Here is a 22,057-nt window from a genome sequence, read left to right as displayed (position 1 = left end):
TCCGAAGGCATATCTTAGTTCAGAAAGAAGTGGTTAATCATGCTAAGCGTTCAGCAAGTTACTGGCGGATATGCCGGTGCACCGGTTGTGAAAAATATCAGCTTTGAAGTGGAGAAAGGGGAGCTCTTCGGAATACTGGGTCCGAACGGAAGCGGGAAAACCACGATACTGAAGATGCTGAGCGGCATTCTGCCTCATAAGTCAGGAGATATATTGATCAAAGGAAAGAACCTTTCACAGTATACACCGAAAGAGCTTGCAAAAATTATTGCTGTTCTGCCTCAGCACTCCTCTCAGGCTTTTTCCTATACGGTAAAGGAAACTGTTTCCCTCGGCAGATATGCCCATCAAAAGGGGTGGTTCCAGAGCTGGTCCGGCAAAGATGAAGAAGCGGTCAATCGAGTCATGGAGCAGACAGGCATTTCCCATTTTCAGGATTATGATATTCAGCAATTATCCGGCGGCGAAAGACAAAGGGTGTTTTTAGCCCAGGCCCTTGCCCAGGAGCCGGAAATATTATTGCTGGATGAACCGACTAACCATCTGGACTTGTCCTATCAAAAAGAATTGCTTGATCTCCTTTCTGTATGGTCAAAAGACTGCGGGCTGACGGTCATTTCCATTTTTCATGATTTGAATTTGGCCGGCCTGTACTGTGACCGCCTTCTGCTGCTTGAGAATGGTGAAGTCAATATTAACCACGTTCCCAATGAGGTTTTAAAAGAAGGCAGAATACGTGAGGTCTATAGGACGAAGATTGAGAAGCTGCCGCATCCAAGAGTCCCGGCCCCTCAGATGGTTTTGGTGCCCAAACGCTCTCAGGCAGAAAGCCAATCAGTGAATCGAATTGATCGATCCTATCTTGAGGTAAAGGAAGACTTACTTGTCCTTCGCTCCCCATTTCCGCTGAAAACCATGTCATCAGGTGTAACAGGATCGGGCACCGGCTGGAATCGCATATTTCTAAACCGGCATGTGAGCAAGAATTATGATTGCAGTGATCATAGAGCGGAGATGGCGGATTTTGTCCGGGAGATCGGCTTAGAACCCGGGGAAACCGTGGGGATGATGACCGCTGTATATGTTGAAGATCATAGCAGTAAATTTTATGAAGATGGAACCTTTTCTGTGTATGTGGTCGTGACAGCAGGTGTCGGCAATGCTGTTGATGCCTCGAAAAGTGAAGCCCATTCTTATCATCTGACTCCGGGTACAATCAATACATGGGTTTTCGTTAATGGCAATCTGACAGAGGAAGCCTTTATTCAATGCATTATGACTGCAACCGAGGCAAAGACAAGAGCCTTATATGATCAGAAGGTAAAGGATGCAGTCACAGGGACGATAGCGACCGGAACATCGACAGACAGTATTATGATTGCGGCCACGCAGCAGGGAGAATACCTGGAGTATGCGGGCACCATTACACCTCTTGGCAAAATAATCGGAAAAGGTGTCTACGAATGTACTGTTGAGGCAATAAAAAAATCGCAAAGAAGGATAAAGGGATGATTTTAAATCACCTGATCGCTCTAACCTTTGCCTGCATAATAGATAAGCTGATAGGAGACCCGCCAAACTGGCCGCATCCGGTCAGATGGATGGGTGCCCTGATACATAAACTTGAACAAGTTCTTAATAAAGGCCGCTATAGAAAATTAAAAGGGATCATCATGCTATTTATAGTCCTGCTGGCAGCAGGAGGTATAACTTATTTAATCATAGAGCTCTTCTATGAAATTCACCCGGTTGCCGGCATTCTGGCAGAGGGCATTCTTATCTTCACAGCCATTGCGCAAAAGAGTTTAAAAGATGCAGCACTGGAGGTCTATGAGCCTCTGGCAGAAGGAGATATGGAAGAAGCAAGATTAAAGCTTTCATACATTGTCGGCAGGGATACAGATCGATTGGATGAACCAGGCATTGTCAGGGCTGCCGTGGAGACAGTGGCTGAAAACACCAGTGATGGCATTACAGCTCCATTATTTTGGGCCATGATTGGCGGTGCTCCAATGGCCCTTATCTACAGGGCCATTAATACTTGCGATTCCATGGTTGGCCATAGAAATGAAAGGTATATAGATTTTGGGTGGGCATCTGCCAAAGTGGATGATATCGCAAACTGGATCCCGAGCCGGCTGACATCGGTTTGCATCATGCTCACACAAAAGCCGGAGCATTCTCCATATGAGGAAGCATGGGGGATCCTTTTAAGAGATGCACCAAAGCACCCGAGCCCAAATAGCGGCTGGGGCGAAGCAGCTGTTGCAGCCCTCCTGGGGGTTCAGCTGGGAGGAATCAATTTTTATAAGGGTGTAATTTCTAACCGAGCCACGATGGGAAAGCCAATGGTGCTGCTTGAAAAAGAACATATCATAAAAAGCATTTCGATCATGAACAAGACGGTTTTCTTATTCTTGCTTTTATTATGGACAGGAGGGGTGTTCCTTGATTTGGCCTTCACATGGATCTAACCCGCAATATTTATATGAAGCAATTGATAAGCCAATGCCTGAGGAGCGAATTGATTTCAGTGCCAATATCAATCCACTTGGTCCTCCCCGCGAGTTAAAAGAAGGATGGGGCAGTCTATTCCAATTTATTAGCGATTATCCGGATCCCCAATCTTCTCTATTAAAAAGCAAATTGGCGGCTGCAGAGGGAATAAAAGAAACACAGATTCTGGTGGGAAATGGAGGCGCCGAGCTAATCACCCTGATTGGCCGGATGATAGCCGGAAAAAGGGTGCTGATTATTCAGCCGGCCTTTTCGGAATATGAAGAGGCCTGCCGGGTTAATCATTGTACAGTCTCCTATCATCAGCTGGAGCCTGGCGACTGGGATCTCGATATGGAAGCGCTATCTGAAAGGCTGAAAGCCGCTGATGTTGTTTTCTTCTGCAACCCAAATAACCCGACAGGTATTTTTTACCCATCTTCCATTGTAAAGGAATTAATTGAGAAGTGTCATACCCATAGCTGCCTGCTTATTATGGATGAAGCTTTTTATGACTTTGCCTGCGACTATCAATCAATCGTTCCTTTCATAGAAAAGGATTCGAATGTTGTGGTGCTGCGCTCCATGACAAAGATGTTTTCGATACCGGGCCTGCGCCTTGGATACATGATGGCAAGTGAGAGGTTAATTGAAGAAGCAGCTTCTCTAAAGCCGCACTGGAGTGTAAATGCCCTCGCTTTAAAAGCAGGGGAATGGTGTCTGGACAGCAAAGAGCATGTCAGGCTGACAAAGAATTTAATCCGGCAGGAGAGAGATAGGCTGGTTCAATTTTATCAGCAATTGGATTTTGAGGTTTCTCCTTCTTCAGTTAATTTCTATTTGTTGAGAGATCCGAGATTTGATGTGCAGCTGCCTCTTTTTCGATTTTTGCTTGAGAAAGGAATTATCCCGAGGCACACAATGAATTTCCCAGGTCTGGAAGGGAGATGGCTGCGCTTTGCGATTAAAGGGCCGAAAGACAACGATGTGCTGATGGAGGCGATGCGGCAATGGCGGAAGGATCGCTGATTTTTATCTCCGGTGGAGTGCGGAGCGGAAAAAGCTCCTTTGCAGAGAGGACTGCTGCCGGGCTGGCAATAAAGACGGAAGGAAAGCTTCAGTATATTGCTGCAGGAAAAGCGTACGATTCCGAGATGAAGGTACGGATTCAGAGGCACCAGGATGACCGGGAAAAGAGCGGTTTGAGCTGGACAACCTGGGAGAAGCCTTCCGCACTTGAAGAGATCTCGGGAAACTTTAACAATCAGGACATTATTCTTTTCGATTGCTTGACCACTCTCTTGAATAATGAACTTTTTAGAGCGGAAGATGTTTGGCGGAACAGAGAATTCCAGGAAAGTCTATCATCTGATATTCTCAGGGCCATCACAGAAATCCGCAAAAAATGCAGGGCCTTGATCGTTGTCAGCAACGAAGTCTTGAATGAGCCAATTGGCAAAAATGAACTGGTGATTACATATTCAAAAATACTTGGGACGCTTCACAGGAATTTAGTAAATATGGCTGATGAAGCCTATCTTGTTGAAGCTGGCATCCCCATACAAATGAAAGGAGAACCGGAATGAAAGGGATAATGATTCAGGGAACTTCATCCGATGCCGGGAAAAGCCTGATTGCTACGGCTCTTTGCCGGGCATTCTCCAATGAAGGTTTCCGTACGGCTCCTTTTAAATCCCAGAATATGTCCAATAATTCATACGTGACAAAGGATGGAAATGAAATCGGCAGGGCACAGGGCATTCAGGCTGAAGCGGCAAGAACTGAAGCTGCTGTCTGGATGAATCCTATTCTCCTTAAGCCTCAATCCGCTCAGAATGCGGAGGTCATTCTCCTTGGAAAAGCAGTCAATTCCCTATCAGGAAGAAGCTATCGGGAATCCTTTTATGAAAAGGGACTGGAGACCATCAGAGAGGCACTGAGTCTGCTTGATGCTCAATACGAACTGCTTGTGATAGAGGGGCTGGCAGCCCTGTTGAAATTAATTTAAAAGATAAAGAGCTTGTTAATATGAAAGTAGCCGAAATGGCGGATGTGCCTGTCATCCTGGTTGCCGATATTGACAGGGGCGGTGTTTTTGCCAGCATTGTCGGAACCCTGGAGCTTTTCACCAAACAGGAAAGACAGCGGGTTGCGGGCATTATCATTAATAAATTCCGCGGAGATATCACGCTGTTTGAGGATGGCATCCGCTGGATCGAGGAAAGGACGGGCATTCCTGTCCTCGGGGTTCTTCCTTACTTGGATGACCATATGATCGATGCAGAGGATTCCCTATCCATTCAGGCTGCTGTTCCAAGGGCTGGAGGAGGCATTCTGGACATTGCAGTGCTTCGGCCGCCATTTATTTCAAACTTCAGTGACATTGATCCGTTTTACTATGAAGATGACGTGAACATTAGATGGGTAAGGCATCTATCGGAAGCTGGCTCACCTGATGCGGTGATCATTCCCGGCACAAAGAGCACGATTCGCGATTTGCGCTATTTCAAGGAAAAAGGTCTGGCGGACTGGATTGTGCGCTATGCTGCCGATGGAGGTTCTATTGCCGGCATTTGTGGAGGATACCAGATGCTCGGCAGGAGATTAATCGATATGGCAGGTTCTGATACCGGGAACCCTAATGAAAAGGAAAAAGGCTTGAATTTGATACCGGCAGATACCATTTTTCATGAACGCAAGAAGACGGTGCAGGTGAAGGGCAGTTTGCATTCAAGCACGAACCTTCCCGTAAAGGAAATCTTGGATGGATATGAAATCCATTTAGGTGAAACAGTTCTTGAAGAAGACTTTGATGGCAATCGCCTTCTTCTGCTTCAAAATGGCGAAGAAGATGGATTCTATGGAAATGAAGGCCGTCTGGTAGGGACGTATATGCACCACATCTTCCATAATGATGAATGGAGGGGTGAGTGGCTTAATTCCCTGCGCAAACAAAAAGGCATTCCAAGTAAGGAGCCTGTCCGAATAAAAGCCTTGAAGGATAGGAAATACAACGAACTGGCGGAAAATATGATTCAGCATCTTGATTGGGGAAAATTGAAGGAAATCGTCTTTAGCTGGAGAAAACAGAATGAAATGGCTTAAAGGGTTATTGATCAACCTTCAATTTTTCACAAGCATTCCCATTCCAATGTCTCTGCCGATGGATAAGCCTCATTTGGAGAAGGCAATCAGAACCTTCCCCATAGCCGGCCTCATTCAGGGGAGCATATACGCATTTATTCTCTATGCTTTTCTTGAATGGACTCCTTTTTCACTCTTGGCTGCGGCTTTTGCCGTCTGGCTGGCCGGCATTTTGCTGACCGGCGGGATTCATCTTGATGGGTGGATGGATGCGAGCGATGCGTTCTTCTCCTATCGCGATCAGAAGAGGCGGCTGGAAATCATGAGTGATCCCCGGGTGGGGGCGTTCGGTGTGCTGTCCATCATCGTATTGCTGGGTACCCGTTTTCTATTTATCTATGAAATTGTACTTTTATCAAATCTATATTCCTTTTTTTAATCGCAGTGATTCCATTTTTAAGCAAGATGGTAATGGGGGTATTGCTGATAAAAGTTAAGGCAGCCAAAACAGAGGGGCTGGGCTCATTATTTCAGCAGGCTGCTTCGAAAACCACCTTATCTATTTACCCTATCTTCCTTCTGGCCGCCGCGGCAGCTGCCGGGCTGGCAGGTTACCCGGCCATTGTTGGGTTTCTTATCATGGTTCTTTTTTCAATATTGTTATTCGCATTTTTATCAAGGAAAGTCATTGCCTGGTTTGGCGGAATGACAGGGGATGTACTTGGGGCCAGTGTGGAAGGGACGGAGGTGTTTTTATGGATGATACTGTGGCTGTTGCATTACTTCGTCATGGGCTGACAGAAGCCAATAAGTCCCATGCTTATCTGGGCTGGACAGACTCCCCTTTGTGTCCGGAACATAGGGATAAGCTTGCCGCGGCGCCTCAAGACTATAGAAGAATATTTGCAAGTGATTTAGGCAGATGCATGAAGACGGCAGCTATTCTTTTCCCGGATCATTCTATTGAACCATGTCCCGAATGGAGAGAAATGCATTTTGGTGAGTGGGATGGCCGGACGTATCAAGAGCTGAAAGATACCCCGGCTTATCAAAAATGGCTGGAAGATCCTTTCTCAGGGGTGGTGCCCGGAGGGGAATCCTTTTCAGCATTTACAGCAAGAGTTGATAAAGGGTGGCAAAATTTAACCGATCAATTGCTCCGGAAGGATATGCGCGATGCTGCTGTTATTACACACGGCGGAGTCATAAGATACCTTCTTGGAAAGTATGCACCGGAGAAAAAGAATTCTGGGAATGGCAAGTTCCGTTTGGAAGAGGCTATGAGCTAAGGTGGACACGGGAAGAGTTTAGGAGGGGAGAGAGATGCACTTCATTACAGGAGGCGCCTTTAACGGGAAATCCCGATGGGTAAAGAGATTATATCAATTGGATGATACTCCTCATAAATGGTTTTCAGCTTATCATGGTGAGATGACCGGCGATTTGGATCAAAACCTAATCGTCTATGAGGGAATCGAGCTGATGATTAAGGAATGGTCCCAAGCGCTGGAGTTTGAAGAGATTCGGGACAAGTGGCAGGAGATGCTGGCAAAATGGCAGGCGTGGGAAAAAACAGCTGTCAATCGAAAGATCGTTTTAATCGGATCTGATATTTCAAAAGGCATTGTTCCAATGGAAGCAGCTGACCGAAAGTGGCGGGATGCGTCAGGCTGGGCCTTTCAGGATGCCGCTGCCGCTGCAGATAGAGTTGATTTGATTTGGTATGGCATCAGTCAAAATATAAAATGAAATGGGGAATTGCTGATGAAACTTTATACACGAACTGGTGATGAGGGAAAAACAAGCATTATCGGAGGCAGGGTGGAAAAGGATGATGTAAGGGTTGAAGCATACGGAACAGTGGATGAAGTAAACTGTTTTGTAGGGCAAGCTATGACACAGCTGGATCCGTCCATTTTTCAGGATGTCCTGGAGGATCTGGAGAAGATTCAGCATGAGCTTTTTGACTGTGGCGGTGACCTTGCAAATGTTTCGAAAAAGCGGGAGCTGAAATTGACGAAGGAATCTGTAGACTATTTGGAGACTAAGATTGATCAATTGATTGAGGAAGCGCCAAAGCTTGAAAGGTTTATTCTGCCTGGGGGAGCACCTGCATCTGCATCCATTCATATTGCCAGGACAGTAACCCGGAGAGCGGAGCGGCTTGTGGTTTCACTAAAAAAAGCGGATCCGGAAACCTCTGCAGTGGCACTGAAATTCCTGAATCGTTTATCTGATTACTTCTTTGCCCTGGCAAGAGTGGTTAATTTCCGTCTTAACCAGAAAGATGTGGAGTATGTGCGCAGTGCTAATGTATTCCGTGAAGGAAAGCGCAAGGAGGATAAAGAATGAAAAGCATGCGATTGGGCATGGCAGCCATGCTTGTTGCACTGACAGCAGTCGGCGCAGCGATTAAAGTTCCGGCCATTATCGGAAGCGTGGCACTGGATGCATTTCCTGCTTTGCTTGCAGCCGTGCTGCTTGGAGGCTATGGCGGTGCGGCCGTTGCTGCCATCGGACATTTGCTGTCGGCGTTATTGGGCGGCATGCCTTTAGGGCCGCTTCATCTCCTGATTGCTGTTGAAATGGCACTGTTAGCCTTTATTTTCAGTTCTTTATATCAGAGAGGCCGGCACTGGCTGGGGGAATTCTTTTTGTGTTAGGCAATGCCTTTGCAGCCCCGCTTCCATTTATCTTTTTAATGGGCCAGGCCTTTTACCTGGCAATTGTGCCTTCTCTTTTTATAGGCTCTGTGATAAATGCTGTTATTGCTTATATAGCGATTCCGAGACTTGTCAAGCTTGTGGGCCCGGCTATGACCAAAGCGGGTGCTGAGCAGTGAGGGATGTCTTAAGCCTTCCTTTTAATTCTGAAGAAATGATTGTGGTAGCCAGTGATAACAGCGGAGCAATCGGCGAGAAAGAACAGGATGCTGTCCAGGTTCCTTACGAGACTGTTTCGTATTATTCCTTCCGTGTCGCTGTCATGGAATGTTTGTCAGCAGGTGCTCAGCCATTTGCTGCTGCCCTTCAGAATTTCTGCGGAAATGATGCCTGGGATCAGCTTATACGGGGCATTAAGAAGGGGGCTGATGAATTGGGTCTAAAGGAGCTGCAAATCACCGGCAGTACAGAAAGCAATTTTAACCTGCTTCAATCTGCAATAGGTTTATCTGTACTTGGCAAAAGGCAGGGAGCGCTTCCTGCTGAGACCCTAATTTATACAGATGATACAAGGATAGCGGTTATTGGTTCACCTTTGGTTGGCCAGGAGCTGATTGAGAGAGAGGCGGAGGCAGCACCCCTGGAGCTTTTTAAAATCATTAACTCCATTAAAGATACTGAGACGCTTCCAGTAGGTTCAAAAGGCATTCTGAACGAGCTGAACGGGATGTTCTCCAATAGAGAGTTTGAGGTTAAGGACCTTGAATCAGAAGTGGACTTGGAAAAATCAGCAGGCCCATCCACTTGTTTTATAGCCGTTTTTTCCGAAGATAAATCGGAAGAAATCAGGAAATTGGCAGGAAGTTATTTTCATATACTGAAAAGAAAGGCATGAAAAGAGGGATGCTGACTTTATATATCATCCGGCATGGTGAAACGGAATGGAACAAAGCGAAAAGAATGCAGGGTCGCCTGGACTCTGATTTAACGGAGAAAGGCAGACGTGATGCGAAGCTGCTTGGAGAAAGAATAAAGGATATAGAATTTAAGCGTATGATATCTTCACCGAGCAAACGGACTTTACATACAGCACAGCTTGTAAGAGGAACAAGGCAGATTCCGGTCGAAACAGATGAAAGGCTTATGGAAATAGATCTTGGTGATTGGCAGGGAAGAGTGGAAAGTGAAATAAGGGATCTTTATCCGGCTGCGTTCGATGCCTATTGGAACCGGCCGGAGTCCTATGAAAGTGCAGGAGGAGAAAGCTTTTATGATGTGGCAAACCGCGTTGCTTCCTTTCTGGAAGACTTGCAAAAGACCTCATCAGAAGGCAGTGTGCTGATTATTACCCATGCAGTTGCTGTCAAAGCTCTGTATATGCTTTGCCGCAATGCTGCTGTCGAACGCATTTGGGATCCGCCCTTCATTCATGGAACCAGCCTGACCATCCTGCAGATCGATCAGGATAAAAAGGAATTCCTCTTAGAAGGATGCATGGCTCACTGCGAATAAGGTTTAGGCTCGTTAAAGAACGAGCCTATTTTTTATTGATGACCTTTTCTTCCCATTCTTCCCTCAGAATGCCCATCCGGATGCTATCATAATACTTCCCATTAACAATCCGGCATTTCCGCATTTTACCTTCAAGCTGCATGCCGATCTTTTCAGCGGCTTTCATCATTCTTTTGTTGCCTGACCAGGTGGTAATACCTACCCGGGCAAGCGGAAGAGAGGAAAATAGAAAGTCCACCCACAGAGTAAGAGCCTCTGTTCCATAACCCCCATTCCAATACTCGGGATTGTGAATTACAATTCCTGCTTCAAGCCAATTAGAATCTCGATGCTCCCAGTAGTATCCCACAATGCCGATTACTTTTTCCGACGCTGCAATTACCATGCTGCTAGGCAGATATTCTTCTGCCTTTTGGAGGAATTCCTGTTTATATGTTTCAAAGTCTTTATGCTCAAGAGGAAAATAGGGAGCATCCCATCTTTTCCACTCAGGGTTGTCTGTTCCGTAAATATAGTCCCATAAAATAGGCAAATCCTCTTCCTGTATGGGACGAATCTTCACCTTTAGGGCTGTATCTTCGATCATAGCGGGTACCCCTCCATTAAATCTTAGTAAAAACCCTTGTCTTGCTTGTTCCTTCTGTGTTGTGCTCTTCATCCCAAACTGAATGGATCTCAAAAGTCCCTTCTTTGAAAAAAAGCGGCAGCTTTCTCTTGAACCAATCCTGCATGGGAAGGTCCCTTGCATCTTGTCTCGAAACCCACTGCAATTCTCCTTCAGGAGGATCCGCAAGAAGTCTTCCTTCAAAGGAGTCTGCCAGATAATTAAATACCATGTAGCGGACATTCATCTGGGGGTTTACGTACTCATCCCAGCCTTTAAAAATAATATTTTTGACGTGCAGCCCGGTCTCCTCAAGCACTTCGCGTTTTGCTGCGTCCGTAATGCTCTCGGGAAACTCTACTTTTCCGCCTGGTGCGAGATAGCCAGGGAAGCCTTTATAATCCGGGCGTTTTATGAGGAGGATCTGATCTCCGTCTGCAACCATGCACATCGTGTACATCTGATGTTCGATTTCTTTCCAGTTCATTGCTGCACCTCTATTAATAATGATTCCAAAGTTTATACATTCTTTTAAAAGGAGAAAATACCTCCCTTATTGAAATCATATCATGACTAGAAAATTTGAAGAGGTGACCATAAATGGAATTGAAGATGGGGTATGTCATTCTATATGCGGAAAGCCTGGAAAGAACGAAGCATTTTTATGGTGAATTGCTGGGTCTGAAGCTTAGGAATGAATTTGGAACTTACATCGAGTATGATACAGGCAGCACCATTCTTTCTTTTAATACGAGAGAAGGAGGACGGGAAGTCACCGGGCTTCCGATACCGGATGGATTAAGAAAGGAGCAGACATTTGAGCTGGGCTTTGTCACAGAAGAGGTAGAAGCGGCAGTTGAAAAGCTAAAGGCCGCCGGAGTCCCTGTCCTGCTCGAGCCTGTTGAAAAGCCTTGGGGCCAGAAAGTGGCATATGTGCAAGACCCGGATGGACATTATATTGAGATTTGTTCGCCTATAGGATAATAATTGACTCTGCTCCAGGGTCATTTTTTTGTTGGAAATTATTTTTTATATGCATAGGAATCTGTTGGTTTCAAAAGAAAAACATAGATTTTAAGTGTTTTTAGCGCTTACATAAAGGTTTGTAAATATAAGTAAATGTGTTATGATTCTATATGTTTTTGTCGGCCCGACTTTGATGAGAGTTCAAAGTCATTACTATAAATCTATTAATAAAGAGGTGTTTATTTGAAAGTTTTATCAAAAAAAGAACAATGGTTTGGCAATGTTAAGGGAGACATTCTTGCTGGAATCGTAGTGGCATTGGCACTAATTCCAGAAGCGATTGCATTCTCGATTATTGCTGGTGTCGATCCAATGGTTGGATTGTATGCTTCTTTCTGTATTGCTGTAACCATTTCAATAGTTGGCGGAAGGCCTGGAATGATTTCTGCTGCAACTGGTGCGATGGCGTTATTAATGGTTACATTAGTAGCCGATCACGGACTGCAGTATTTATTTGCTGCGACCATTTTGACGGGAATTCTTCAGATCTTATTTGGTGTGCTTAAGCTGGCCCGCTTTATGAAATTCATTCCGCGTGCGGTTATGATTGGGTTTGTTAACGCACTGGCTATATTGATTTTCATGGCGCAGCTTGAACAGTTTGTAGATGCTACATGGGTAATGTATGCGATGGTTGCCGGTGCATTGGCGATTATTTATATTTTCCCGAGATTTACTAAAGCAGTGCCATCTCCTCTGGTGGCTATTATTGTTATTACTATCATTGCCATCATGACAAAGAGTGATGTGCGCACAGTTGGCGACATGGGAACTATCACATCAGCCCTTCCGGCATTCTTTATACCGGATGTTCCATTTAACCTTGAGACTCTGAAGATTATTTTCCCATACTCTATTGCCCTTGCGATCGTAGGCTTGCTTGAATCCTTGCTGACTGCATCCATAGTTGATGACATGACCGATACAGCCAGTAATAAGAATATGGAAAGCCGCGGACAGGGAATTGCGAATATCGTGGCAGGTCTATTCGGCGGAATGGCAGGCTGTGCCATGATTGGACAATCCGTCATAAATGTGAAATCTGGCGGAAGAGGCAGACTGTCCGCTTTGGTAGCCGGCACATTCCTTATGTTTCTGATTTTAGTTTTGGGGAATATTGTCGTTCAAATACCGATGGCTGCATTAGTCGGTGTTATGATCATGGTTTCGATCGGTACTTTTGATTGGTCATCCATTAAGGGACTTGCTAAGACGCCTGTCACAGATTCGATTGTTATGGTTACAACGACTGTTACAACTGTTTTCACTCATGACTTATCCAAAGGAGTTTTCGCGGGGATCATCCTAAGTGCGATCTTCTTTGTTGCTAAAATTTCGAAAGTGCATGTTGCATCACGAATTGAAGGAGATAAGAAAATATACGCTGTAACAGGCCAGGTTTTCTTTGCTTCTGTAGATGAACTTGTAGCAGCATTCGACTTTAATGATGAATTAAAAGAAGTTGAAATTGATTTTACACAGGCGCATGTATGGGATGACTCAGGTGTCGCTGCCATAGATAAGATTGTAATAAAGCTTCGTGACAACGGTGTGCTGGTACGCCTATCAGGATTAAACGCGCCAAGCTCGAACTTGATTGAGCGTTTGGCCGTTCACCGCAAACCTGGTGCGAAATTTTCCGGCCATTAAAAAACTGGAATGAATACCACAGTCAGCTTCGACTGTGGTATTTTTTTTATAAGAATAGGTAAGGGGTGAGGCTCTGTGTTTAAAAAAATACTGATTGCTGCAGATGGATCCGATCATTCGATTCGTGCAGCCGCTAAAGCCATTCAACTGGCCGAACAGAATCCTGATTCTGAAATTACCGTAGTCTATGCTGTTGATGGCCAGACCTCAAAAGAAGATATCCTTCATCATTTTGATAAGAGTATAGTGGACCAGGTGAGAAAAAACGCTTAGAGCCAATAGAAAACTTATTAAAAGAAAAGGGCATTTCATATGAAATAAAAATCCTGCAGGGAGAGCCTGGACCAGCCATTGTGGAATTTTCCAACAAAATGGATTTTGATGTTGCAGTAGTTGGCAGCCGGGGTCTGAATACTCTTCAGGAAATGGTGCTCGGAAGTGTTAGCCATAAAATAGCCAAACGTGTGAAAGCGCCTGTTTTGATTGTTAAGTAAAGTTCGGATATATACTTTTCACTTTCCTGGTAATGTAAAGCGGATGCTGCGCCAAGTGAACGATATACCGATAAAATATAATAGGCTGCTAAACTAGACTAAGTGACCGATATGCCGGCTTAGTGCTGCAAAATTCATAAAAACCGCACAAAAAAGATGTCCCCGCAGGGACATCTTTTTTCAATTAGCCGGCTTTCACAGCAGATTGAGGCTGAAGTTTCTTATCTTTGCCGCTTACCTTATCAGACAGCAACGTCAGAGCACCATCACCTGTTACATTACATGCAGTTCCAAAGCTGTCCTGGGCAAGGTATAGGGCGATCATAAGCGCAAGCATGGTCTCATTGAATCCGAGCATGCTATCAAGCAGACCCAATGCGGCCATGACAGCCCCTCCTGGGACACCGGGAGCTGCAATCATTGTGATGCCAAGCATTAAAATGAAAGGCAGGATTTCTGCAAATGATGCCGTTTGACCCTGCAGCATCATCACGGCGATCGCACAGCTCACAATGGTGATCGTGCTTCCGGAGAGATGAATCGTTGCCAGTAATGGAACGGAGAAATCCGCGACTTTTTCACGTGCACCAAGCTTTTTAACCTGCTTAAGTGTAACAGGAATGGTGGATGCGGATGATTGAGTACCAAGTGCCGTAAAGTAGGCAGGCATCATATTTTTCATGAGTCTAAGCGGATTGGCTTTCATAAGACTGCCGGCCGCTGAGTATTGAAGCAGTAAAAATAAAAGATGAAGAGCAATAATCATGACAAAGACTTTGGCAAATACAGAAATAATGGCGCCAACCTGTCCGCCCTGCGTCATATTGGCGAAAATCCCAAAAATATGGACAGGAAGCAATGGAATGATGACTTTTTCAATCAGTTTTTCAATAATATCACGGAAATCATTCATAGCATTTTGCAGAGTGTTTCCTTTGATCGCAGCCAATCCGAGGCCTAGAGTGAATGAAATCAGCAGTGCCGTCATGACCCCCATTACAGGAGGCATGTCCACCTGGAAAAAGGGTGAAAGCAAAGCATCCTCAGGATTCTCAAACTCTTTGAAGCTTTGGTTTTTTAAAAGAACAGGATATAACACCGTCGCAGAAAAATAGGCGACTAAACCAGCAGTGATCGTAGAAGCATAGGCAAAACCAGTTGTAATCCCCAGCAGTTTCCCTGCGCCTTTTCCCATGCTCCCAATACCTGGCGCGATAAATCCGATAATAATTAATGGAATCGCAAAACCAAGAAAGTTTCCGAACAATCCATTAAAAGTAGCAAATAGCTGAATAAGCCATTCAGGAGAAAAAGAACCTAATAAAATACCCAGTGCAATGGCTGCAATTATTCTGGGAAGCAAACCGAACTTCATTTTTATGTCCTCCTAAAAAATACAGTTGTTTTTGTTAGGAGGATTATATCCTGTTTTACGTTAAAAGTTAATAGATAAAGGTTTTGTTATAATAATAAAATAAGTCTGATTATTCACCAAGGATTAAGGTTTTTTCTCGTTAATTGCTCTATAGTAGGCGGTTAAACGTTTTCTTAAGATAATAATAGGAAAAAGGGAGTTTAATTTAATGCCAGAAAAGGAAATTATTTTACTGGTTTCAGATAAGAAAAGTTTCCTTTTTCAGGGCCATTTCATACATATAGGAATATGGGCGTATGTGGAGAAAAAATTCCTGTGGAATTGAACATGTAATCACTCCCTTTCTTAAATGTGAAAGTGTTACAATAAAGAGTAGCTTGAATGAACATATAAATCAGCTAAGGAAAAAAATGAAGGAATAAAGCGGCATGAGAAGCCGGTTAGTCCATGATCGAATATTGGAGGTTCTTTTATGAAAACGAAGGTTGGCCTTTTGTACGGCGGAAAATCTGCAGAGCATAAAGTATCGATGCAGACTGCAATGGCTGTGATTAAAGCATTGGATTTGGAGAAATTTGAAATTCATCCTATTTATATATCTGAAGAAGGTCAATGGGTAAAGGGCCCTCAATTGCAAGGGCCTGTTTCCAGTGTGAAGGAGCTGGAATTTTCCCAGGGGGAAGCACTACCTCCAACAGCTTTGGCACCTACTCTTTTCCAGGGTGCCCAGGATAAAGGTCCATTTGATGTAATCTTCCCGCTGCTTCATGGTCCAAACGGGGAAGACGGCACGGTTCAAGGTTTGCTTGAGCTGCTTAACCTGCCATATGTGGGAAATGGAGTATTGGCTTCATCTGCAGGGATGGATAAAGTCATTATGAAGAATATCTTTGCACAGGCTGGTCTGCCGCAGGTGAAGTATGTCTGGTTTATCCGCAGTGAGTGGGAAAATGAGACGGAGGCAGCCTATGACCAGGTGGAAAGGGAACTCGGGTACCCGTGTTTTGTAAAACCGGCCAACCTGGGTTCGAGTGTAGGAATCAGTAAGTGCATGAACCGTTCAGAGCTTGAGGAAGCATTCAAAGAAGCTTTCCAATTTGACCGTAAAATTATCATCGAAGAAGGCGTTACAGCCAGAGAAATTGAAGCTGGCGTATTGGGCAATGATTATCCGGAATGTTCTGTTGCCGGTGAGATTGTCCCGAAAGTTGAATTCTATGACTATAAAGCCAAATATGAAGATGGGGACACAGCATTAATCATTCCTGCTGAAATCTCAGAAATTGAGTACAGTGAACTGAGAGACATGGCCATTAAAGCATTTAAAGCCCTTGACTGCTCAGGTCTGGTCAGAGCTGATTTCTTTTTAACAAGAGAGGGTAAGCTATACATTAATGAAGTCAATACAATGCCAGGCTTTACACCTTTCAGCATGTTCCCGCTTCTGTGGAAGCATACGGGAGTAGAATACCCTCAGCTGATCGAAAGGCTTGTTAATCTGGCCATCGAACGCCATGCTGAGAAACAAAGCATTAAACACACAATGTAAAAAGATATAATTGTTGAAGGAAACACGGCATATCTGTCGTGTTCCTTTTGTTCATACATAACTGGCAATATGAGCCTTTCATAATGCCGAAACAGGAGGCGCCATATGATAAAGAAAACACTTCAGGAAATTGAACAAATGATAAAGATCGAGAATGATGTTTCATCTTTTCATAATACATCCATACAGGGCGTCAGCATTGACTCCAGAAAAATCGGGCGGGGTAATTTGTTCGTCCCATTCAAAGGGGAAAATTCAGACGGCCATCGATTTGTAGAAGATGCCATCGAAAAAGGGGCAGCCGCAGCCTTTTGGCAAAAGGATGTTCCCAATCCCCTCTTCATCTTCCAATCCTGATCGTCGAAGATACACTAACGGCTCTTCAGGAATTGGCTAGAAGCTATCGTGATGAATTAAAGATAAAAGTCGCAGGCATTACAGGAAGCAACGGCAAAACAACCACCAAGGATATGACCGCAAACCTTCTTTCCGTGCAATATAAAGTTCAAAAAACCGAAGGTAACTTTAACAATCATATCGGTTTGCCCTTAACCATTCTGGCTCTTGAGGAAGATACGGAAATCGCGGTGCTGGAAATGGGGATGAGCGGCAGGGGAGAAATCGATTTCCTTACGAAGCTTGCCCGCCCGGACGCTGTGATTATTACGAATATAGGCGAATCCCACCTTCAGGATTTAGGTTCCAGAGAAGGGATTGCAGAAGCTAAGCTTGAGATCGTAAATGGACTCCAGGAAAATGGCCTGGTTATTTATTACGGCGACGAGCCTCTCTTGGATGAAAAACTGAAATCCTACAATGGTTCGGCAGCTTTAAGAACTTTTGGAAGAACCGGGAAAAATGATGTGTACCCGATGGATATCAAGCAGAATGACAGCGGCAGCACGTTTGGGATTAATGTGTCCAGCGGGAAGTTTTATCTGCCTGTGTTAGGCACCCATAATGTTCTAAATGCCCTGGCAGCCATGATTGCAGCAGCCCATTTTGGCGTTCCGTACGAAAAGATGAACGAAGGCTTCGCAAGCTTAAAGCTGACGAATATGAGGATGGAACTTCTCGAGGGCCAAAGTGGAGAAAAAATCATCAATGATGCTTATAATGCGAGTCCAACATCCATGAATGCGGCGATTGAACTGATTGCCAACCTGCCAGGGTATAAAAAGAAAATTCTTGTTCTGGGCGATATGCTGGAGCTTGGTCCGCAGGAGGAGGATTTCCATTACTCCACAGGAAAATCTGTGGATCCTGAAAAGGTTGATTATGTATTTACTTTCGGCAAGCTTGGCGAATATATCGCCAAGGGAGCGAAGGAGGTACTTCCTCACGAACGGGTGGCCGCCTTTACTGACAAACAGCCGCTGATCGAAGAGCTGAAGAAACATGTGGATCCGGAAACGATTATACTGGTTAAGGCATCCCGGGGCATGAAACTGGAAGAAGTTGTCTCTGCCCTTCAATAATTGCTAAGAAAAAAATAACAACAACACTTTAACAGATAGAATGGTAAGACTAAAACAGCTGGAAAATAACATGTAATTCTCATACCTTGTTAATTTTGTTATTGTATATATCTGTTATTATAGGAAATAAACCCTGTTTCACGTGAAACAGGGGTTTAAATTATTTTTATATAGTTCCTTTGTTATAATTTTTATCTTCTAACAGGTTTGATTAGTATGGCAAAAAGGAAAAAGTGTAAAATAGAATTGACTTAGATTATAAAAAATGGCGGTGACTCGAGGATGATTGGCTGCATGTGCATACATGGTTTTACAGGAGCTCCATTTGAAGTAGAGCCTTTGGCAGAATATTTGAAAGAACATACAGACTGGGAGATTTCCGTGCCGACATTGCCGGGTCATGGCGATGAACTTAAGCTGAAAGGAATTGCCTATAACAAATGGATTGAGCATGCAGAGGAAGAGCTGAAAAGGCTGATAAGCCGCTGTGAGAAAGTGTATGTAATCGGCTTTTCGATGGGCGGCCTGATCGCCAGCTACTTAACAGTGCATTACCCTGTGGATAAGCTGGTTCTGCTCAGTGCAGCTGCTTATTACGTAAATCCAAAACAGCTTTTCTTCGATATTAAAGAGATGGCAAGGGATGCCTTCAAGGGAAACCTGGCCGACAATGAGATGTTCGTCAGATATAAGCGGAAAATAAGTGCGACACCGATTACGGCAACTCTTCAATTCCGCAGGCTTGTGGCCTCTATCAAACCTATCTTAAATCAGATCACTGTGCCGACATTGATTGCGCAAGGTGAAAGTGATGGAGTGGTGCCTCCGCGAAGTGCCAGATATTTATACAATAATATAAGTTCATCGGCCAAAAAATTAATTTTTATAAAGGACTCCAAACATCTTATCTGCCATTGCGGAGAAGGGGAACGCCTCTTTCAGGAGATCCTTGGTTTTCTTCAAAAAAAGCCGGAATGATAAGGTTTTCAGCCAGCCTTCAAGTTTGCAATGCTTACTTGAAAATGGTAATATAAACACCAAAGTGCCAACAGGAACTTCTTTTGAGAACCCGGACATGCTCCAGCAGGAGAATGTCTTTTTTCATTAAATACAGAGGTATTGCGGAGAACGTCATACTTCAGTATGGCCATAAATAGATGAGTGCTTTCTCGTTGTTAGAACTCATTTTTAGAGACCTGATTGTCCGTGAACAATTTGGATAGAATTTACCCTCATCCTTTCCTCAAGCGGGTTTCATAGTGAGTGGGACTCTTCTTAACGAAACATAACCGCACTTTTTATAAAAATAAGAAGTTAAAGCATCTAGAGACCGGGTACTGCCGGTTAAAAGGCTCCTTACGGGGTGCCCTAACTTTTCTTATAATCGTCCGGAAGAGTGACTCATAGGCCAATTTTCAGGAGAATTCCTGCCTGCAGGTTTGCAGGGACAAAATTTTTCTATGATTAGAAGGAGAATGAATACATTGACAAAGTTTCAAGACTTGGGCATCAGCCCGGCGACAATGAAATCACTGAAGCGAATGGGATTTGAAGAAGCGACTCCTATTCAGGCCCAGACCATTCCGTTAAGTTTAGAGAATAAAGACCTGATCGGTCAGGCGCAGACAGGAACAGGAAAAACTGCTGCATTCGGAATCCCGATGATTGATAAAATCGACAACACGAAGGATTTCATTCAGGGAATTGTGATTGCTCCGACTCGCGAGCTGGCAATTCAGGTATCGGAAGAACTGTATAAAATCGGCTACGGCAAAAGAACGAAAGTCCTATCCATTTATGGAGGGCAGGATATTAATCGCCAAATCCGCGCCTTGAAGAACAAACCGCATATCATTGTTGGAACGCCAGGACGTATTTTGGACCACATAAACCGCAAAACAATGCGTCTTGACCATGTCCATACAGCCATTCTTGACGAAGCGGATGAAATGCTTAACATGGGATTCATTGATGATATTGAAGCAATCCTTGCCCAAATTCCGGAAGAGCGCCAGACCCTGCTTTTCTCTGCTACAATGCCTGCGCCAATCCGCAGAATGGCAGAACGCTTCATGAAGGAACCCCAAATTGTCCGCGTAAAAGCAAAGGAAATGACTGTATCATCTATTGAACAATACTATATTGAAGTGCATGAAAAGAATAAATTTGATGTGCTGACAAGACTTCTGGATATTCAATCACCGGAATTGGCAATCGTATTCGGACGTACAAAGCGCCGTGTCGATGAACTGGCTGAAGCCTTGAATCTTCGCGGATACATGGCTGAAGGAATCCACGGTGACTTAAGCCAGGCTAAAAGGATTTCTGTTCTTCGCAAGTTCAAAGAGGGAAGCATTGACGTCCTCGTTGCAACAGATGTTGCTGCACGAGGCTTGGATATTTCCGGTGTCACACATGTATACAATTTTGATATTCCTCAGGATCCTGAAAGCTATGTTCACCGCATCGGCCGTACAGGACGTGCTGGAAAAACAGGTGTTGCGATGACATTCATTAATCCGCGCGAAAAATCGTATCTGCATGTCGTAGAACGTACAACCAAGAGGAAAATGGAACGCATGGATGCTCCAACACTGGATGAGGCCCTTGAAGGCCAGCAGAAAGCAGTCATGGAAAAAATCATGCAAACCATTGAGGAAAACAATCTTGAGAGCTATAAAGAAGCAGCTGATGAGCTCCTTGCACAAAAGGATGCTTCAACAGTGGTTCAAGCCGTGCTGAAGATGCTGACAAAAGAACCGGATACAACTCCTGTTAAATTAACAGAGGAAAAGCCGCTTCCATCTAAGCGCGACAGAAAGCCGAATGACCGCAGCCGCGGAGGCTATAACGGAAAAGGCAGACAAGGAGGCCAGAAAGGATCATATAAATCCCGTCAAGGCCACACTGGAAAACGTCAAAGCCACAATAACCGTTCAAATAGCAGCAGCAGCTATCGTTAAACGGTTACTTTAAAAAGGAGAGCAGAGATTCTGCTCTCCTTTTCTTTTTAATTTGCTCCCACTATTATAAGGGCCATCCATCTGCAATTTCTCAGCGGCAGCCGTACATACTAAGGGAAAAACAATGCGGGAGGAATCGACATGACGATTGTACGCCTTGGGTATGTCGCGATGAGTATGAATCTGAAAAACGCGTCACCATCGCAAACGATGACGTTTAAGCAATTCTCGGCCATTAAAGACCGCGAGGCGGCTATAGCAAGACTGGAGCGGATTGCCGTATCAAATCTCGAAAACTGCCTAAGGCTGCTAAAGCACAATGTGGCCCATGATATCCATTTTTTTCGCTTTAGCTCCCGGCTGATTCCTCTTGCCAATCATGAGGAACTTTCTGATTGGAAGTATATGCACTCTCTTAAAGAAGCTCTATCCAAAATTGGTGACTTTCTGGATGGACACCCTATGCGGGTGGATTTTCATCCAGACCATTTTGTGCTCCTTAATACACCGAAAGTTGATACATTGAATATGTCCATTAAAACACTGGCAATGCATGAAGCCCTGCTGAAAGGCATGAGGCTGAATCCAGCTCACCGCTGTGTTCTGCATGTGGGCGGAGGATATGATGATAAAGAGAAGGCTCTCGAACAATTTATCCATAATTGGGGCTTTACACCTTCAGGAATCCAGCAAATGATTATCCTCGAGAATGACGATACCACCTTTACCCTTGATGATACGCTTTATCTTTGTGAAAAGCTTGGGATTCCGCTTGTATTTGATTACCACCATCACCTTGCCAATTTTGAGAATGATAACTGGACGGAGCAATGGGAAAGGGTCGCAGCGACATGGGATCATTCAGAATTGCCTGTGAAAATGCATATTTCCAGTCCGAAATCAGACAAAGATTTCAGAGCGCATGCCGATTATATTAATGCTGATATGTTCATGGAGTTTCTTCAGAACATTAAGGGGTCAGTGCCTGAGATTCATTGCATGATCGAAGCGAAAATGAAGGATAGCGCACTATTTAAGCTTTCTGAAGATTTAAGAACGAACCCCGATCTGACTTTTATTGATTCATCCAGCTTTGAAATATAAGTAGTACCCCCGCTTTTTTCATAAAAGGGAGACACTTCTTTTTTCTGTCATGTATACTT

The 22,057-nt window shown here is 44.4% G+C and carries 20 protein-coding genes and 4 pseudogenes; 21 read left to right on the top strand and 3 right to left on the bottom strand.

Annotated features, from left to right (window positions below):
* Positions 1-39: 39 nt before the first annotated feature.
* From M5V91_RS21190 to M5V91_RS21130, 13 genes and pseudogenes are all read left to right on the top strand, one after another.
* On the top strand, positions 40-1,512 hold the full coding sequence (locus tag M5V91_RS21190) for an adenosylcobinamide amidohydrolase (RefSeq protein ID WP_009336341.1): 1,473 nt from the start codon (positions 40-42) through the stop codon (positions 1,510-1,512).
* Positions 1,509-2,474: an adenosylcobinamide-phosphate synthase CbiB gene (gene cbiB, locus M5V91_RS21185; RefSeq protein WP_009336340.1), complete on the top strand. Its 966-nt coding sequence runs from the start codon at positions 1,509-1,511 to the stop codon at positions 2,472-2,474. The genes M5V91_RS21190 and cbiB overlap by 4 nt, the downstream gene beginning before the upstream one ends.
* The gene (gene cobD, locus M5V91_RS21180) at positions 2,449-3,525 is read left to right on the top strand and encodes a threonine-phosphate decarboxylase CobD (RefSeq protein WP_217027370.1); all 1,077 of its coding nucleotides are present in this window, start codon (positions 2,449-2,451) and stop codon (positions 3,523-3,525) included. Before cbiB ends, cobD begins: the two co-directional genes overlap by 26 nt.
* Positions 3,507-4,082, top strand: coding sequence for a bifunctional adenosylcobinamide kinase/adenosylcobinamide-phosphate guanylyltransferase (locus M5V91_RS21175; protein WP_009336338.1), 576 nt, complete (start codon positions 3,507-3,509; stop codon positions 4,080-4,082). Before cobD ends, M5V91_RS21175 begins: the two co-directional genes overlap by 19 nt.
* Positions 4,079-5,601, top strand: a pseudogene (locus M5V91_RS21170) (cobyric acid synthase). Before M5V91_RS21175 ends, M5V91_RS21170 begins: the two are co-directional and overlap by 4 nt.
* A complete protein-coding gene (locus tag M5V91_RS21165; RefSeq protein ID WP_284521492.1) occupies positions 5,588-6,019 on the top strand; it encodes an adenosylcobinamide-GDP ribazoletransferase in 432 nt (143 codons plus the stop codon). Before M5V91_RS21170 ends, M5V91_RS21165 begins: the two are co-directional and overlap by 14 nt.
* Before the next feature lie 32 nt (positions 6,020-6,051).
* On the top strand, positions 6,052-6,378 hold the full coding sequence (locus M5V91_RS21160; protein ID WP_284521491.1) for an adenosylcobinamide-GDP ribazoletransferase: 327 nt from the start codon (positions 6,052-6,054) through the stop codon (positions 6,376-6,378).
* Complete coding sequence (locus tag M5V91_RS21155) at positions 6,336-6,869, top strand: histidine phosphatase family protein (RefSeq protein ID WP_284521490.1); 534 nt, start codon at positions 6,336-6,338, stop codon at positions 6,867-6,869. Before M5V91_RS21160 ends, M5V91_RS21155 begins: the two co-directional genes overlap by 43 nt.
* A 34-nt stretch (positions 6,870-6,903) precedes the next feature.
* Positions 6,904-7,329 carry a bifunctional adenosylcobinamide kinase/adenosylcobinamide-phosphate guanylyltransferase gene (locus M5V91_RS21150; RefSeq protein ID WP_009336334.1) on the top strand — a complete coding sequence of 142 codons (426 nt, stop codon included), beginning with the start codon at positions 6,904-6,906 and terminating at the stop codon, positions 7,327-7,329.
* A 15-nt stretch (positions 7,330-7,344) separates the two neighbouring features.
* A complete protein-coding gene (locus tag M5V91_RS21145) occupies positions 7,345-7,932 on the top strand; it encodes a cob(I)yrinic acid a,c-diamide adenosyltransferase (RefSeq protein WP_009336333.1) in 588 nt (195 codons plus the stop codon).
* A pseudogene (locus tag M5V91_RS21140) lies at positions 7,929-8,422 on the top strand (ECF transporter S component). Before M5V91_RS21145 ends, M5V91_RS21140 begins: the two are co-directional and overlap by 4 nt.
* Positions 8,419-9,138 carry an ATP-binding protein gene (locus M5V91_RS21135; RefSeq protein ID WP_217027376.1) on the top strand — a complete coding sequence of 240 codons (720 nt, stop codon included), beginning with the start codon at positions 8,419-8,421 and terminating at the stop codon, positions 9,136-9,138. The pseudogene M5V91_RS21140 and the gene M5V91_RS21135 overlap by 4 nt, the downstream one beginning before the upstream one ends.
* A gap of 8 nt (positions 9,139-9,146) precedes the next feature.
* Entirely contained in the window at positions 9,147-9,755 is a 609-nt protein-coding gene (locus M5V91_RS21130) for a histidine phosphatase family protein (protein WP_226280661.1), read from the top strand.
* Positions 9,756-9,780: 25 nt separating this feature from the next.
* On the opposite strand, the gene M5V91_RS21125 is transcribed toward M5V91_RS21130, so the two are convergent.
* Together M5V91_RS21125 and M5V91_RS21120 are read right to left on the bottom strand one after the other, a co-directional pair.
* Positions 9,781-10,341, bottom strand: a complete 561-nt coding sequence (locus M5V91_RS21125) for a GNAT family N-acetyltransferase (RefSeq protein ID WP_217027378.1) — start codon at positions 10,339-10,341, stop codon at positions 9,781-9,783.
* A gap of 16 nt (positions 10,342-10,357) precedes the next feature.
* A complete protein-coding gene (locus M5V91_RS21120; RefSeq protein ID WP_009336328.1) occupies positions 10,358-10,846 on the bottom strand; it encodes an 8-oxo-dGTP diphosphatase in 489 nt (162 codons plus the stop codon).
* A 113-nt stretch (positions 10,847-10,959) separates the two neighbouring features.
* Between M5V91_RS21120 and M5V91_RS21115 the strand changes: the two genes are divergently transcribed.
* The 3 genes and pseudogenes from M5V91_RS21115 to M5V91_RS21105 all read left to right on the top strand — a co-directional run bounded on the left by M5V91_RS21115 (position 10,960) and on the right by M5V91_RS21105 (position 13,529).
* On the top strand, positions 10,960-11,343 hold the full coding sequence (locus M5V91_RS21115) for a VOC family protein (protein ID WP_019381237.1): 384 nt from the start codon (positions 10,960-10,962) through the stop codon (positions 11,341-11,343).
* Positions 11,344-11,568: 225 nt separating this feature from the next.
* Positions 11,569-13,035, top strand: coding sequence for a SulP family inorganic anion transporter (locus tag M5V91_RS21110; protein WP_251175622.1), 1,467 nt, complete (start codon positions 11,569-11,571; stop codon positions 13,033-13,035).
* 75 nt (positions 13,036-13,110) lie between these two features.
* Positions 13,111-13,529: pseudogene (locus tag M5V91_RS21105) on the top strand (universal stress protein).
* A gap of 184 nt (positions 13,530-13,713) precedes the next feature.
* On the opposite strand, the gene M5V91_RS21100 reads toward M5V91_RS21105, so the two are convergent.
* Positions 13,714-14,904 carry a dicarboxylate/amino acid:cation symporter gene (locus tag M5V91_RS21100; protein ID WP_019381239.1) on the bottom strand — a complete coding sequence of 397 codons (1,191 nt, stop codon included), beginning with the start codon at positions 14,902-14,904 and terminating at the stop codon, positions 13,714-13,716.
* 472 nt (positions 14,905-15,376) lie between these two features.
* Between M5V91_RS21100 and M5V91_RS21095 the strand changes: the two genes are divergently transcribed.
* From M5V91_RS21095 to uvsE, 5 genes and pseudogenes are all read left to right on the top strand, one after another.
* A complete protein-coding gene (locus tag M5V91_RS21095) occupies positions 15,377-16,453 on the top strand; it encodes a D-alanine--D-alanine ligase (RefSeq protein ID WP_009336323.1) in 1,077 nt (358 codons plus the stop codon).
* A 105-nt stretch (positions 16,454-16,558) separates the two neighbouring features.
* Positions 16,559-17,931: pseudogene (locus M5V91_RS21090) on the top strand (UDP-N-acetylmuramoyl-tripeptide--D-alanyl-D-alanine ligase).
* A gap of 282 nt (positions 17,932-18,213) precedes the next feature.
* Complete coding sequence (locus tag M5V91_RS21085; protein ID WP_009336321.1) at positions 18,214-18,909, top strand: alpha/beta hydrolase; 696 nt, start codon at positions 18,214-18,216, stop codon at positions 18,907-18,909.
* A gap of 506 nt (positions 18,910-19,415) precedes the next feature.
* Positions 19,416-20,894 carry a degradosome RNA helicase CshA gene (gene cshA, locus M5V91_RS21080; RefSeq protein ID WP_019381243.1) on the top strand — a complete coding sequence of 493 codons (1,479 nt, stop codon included), beginning with the start codon at positions 19,416-19,418 and terminating at the stop codon, positions 20,892-20,894.
* Between the two features lie 141 nt (positions 20,895-21,035).
* Positions 21,036-21,998, top strand: coding sequence for a UV DNA damage repair endonuclease UvsE (gene uvsE, locus M5V91_RS21075; RefSeq protein ID WP_009336319.1), 963 nt, complete (start codon positions 21,036-21,038; stop codon positions 21,996-21,998).
* Positions 21,999-22,057: the final 59 nt, after the last annotated feature.

Source organism: Cytobacillus pseudoceanisediminis, assembly GCF_023516215.1.
Classification (GTDB): domain Bacteria; phylum Bacillota; class Bacilli; order Bacillales; family Cytobacillaceae; genus Cytobacillus; species Cytobacillus pseudoceanisediminis.
The sequence above is the reverse complement of the archived record's forward strand: the minus strand, read 5'-3'. Positions and strand labels throughout refer to the sequence as shown.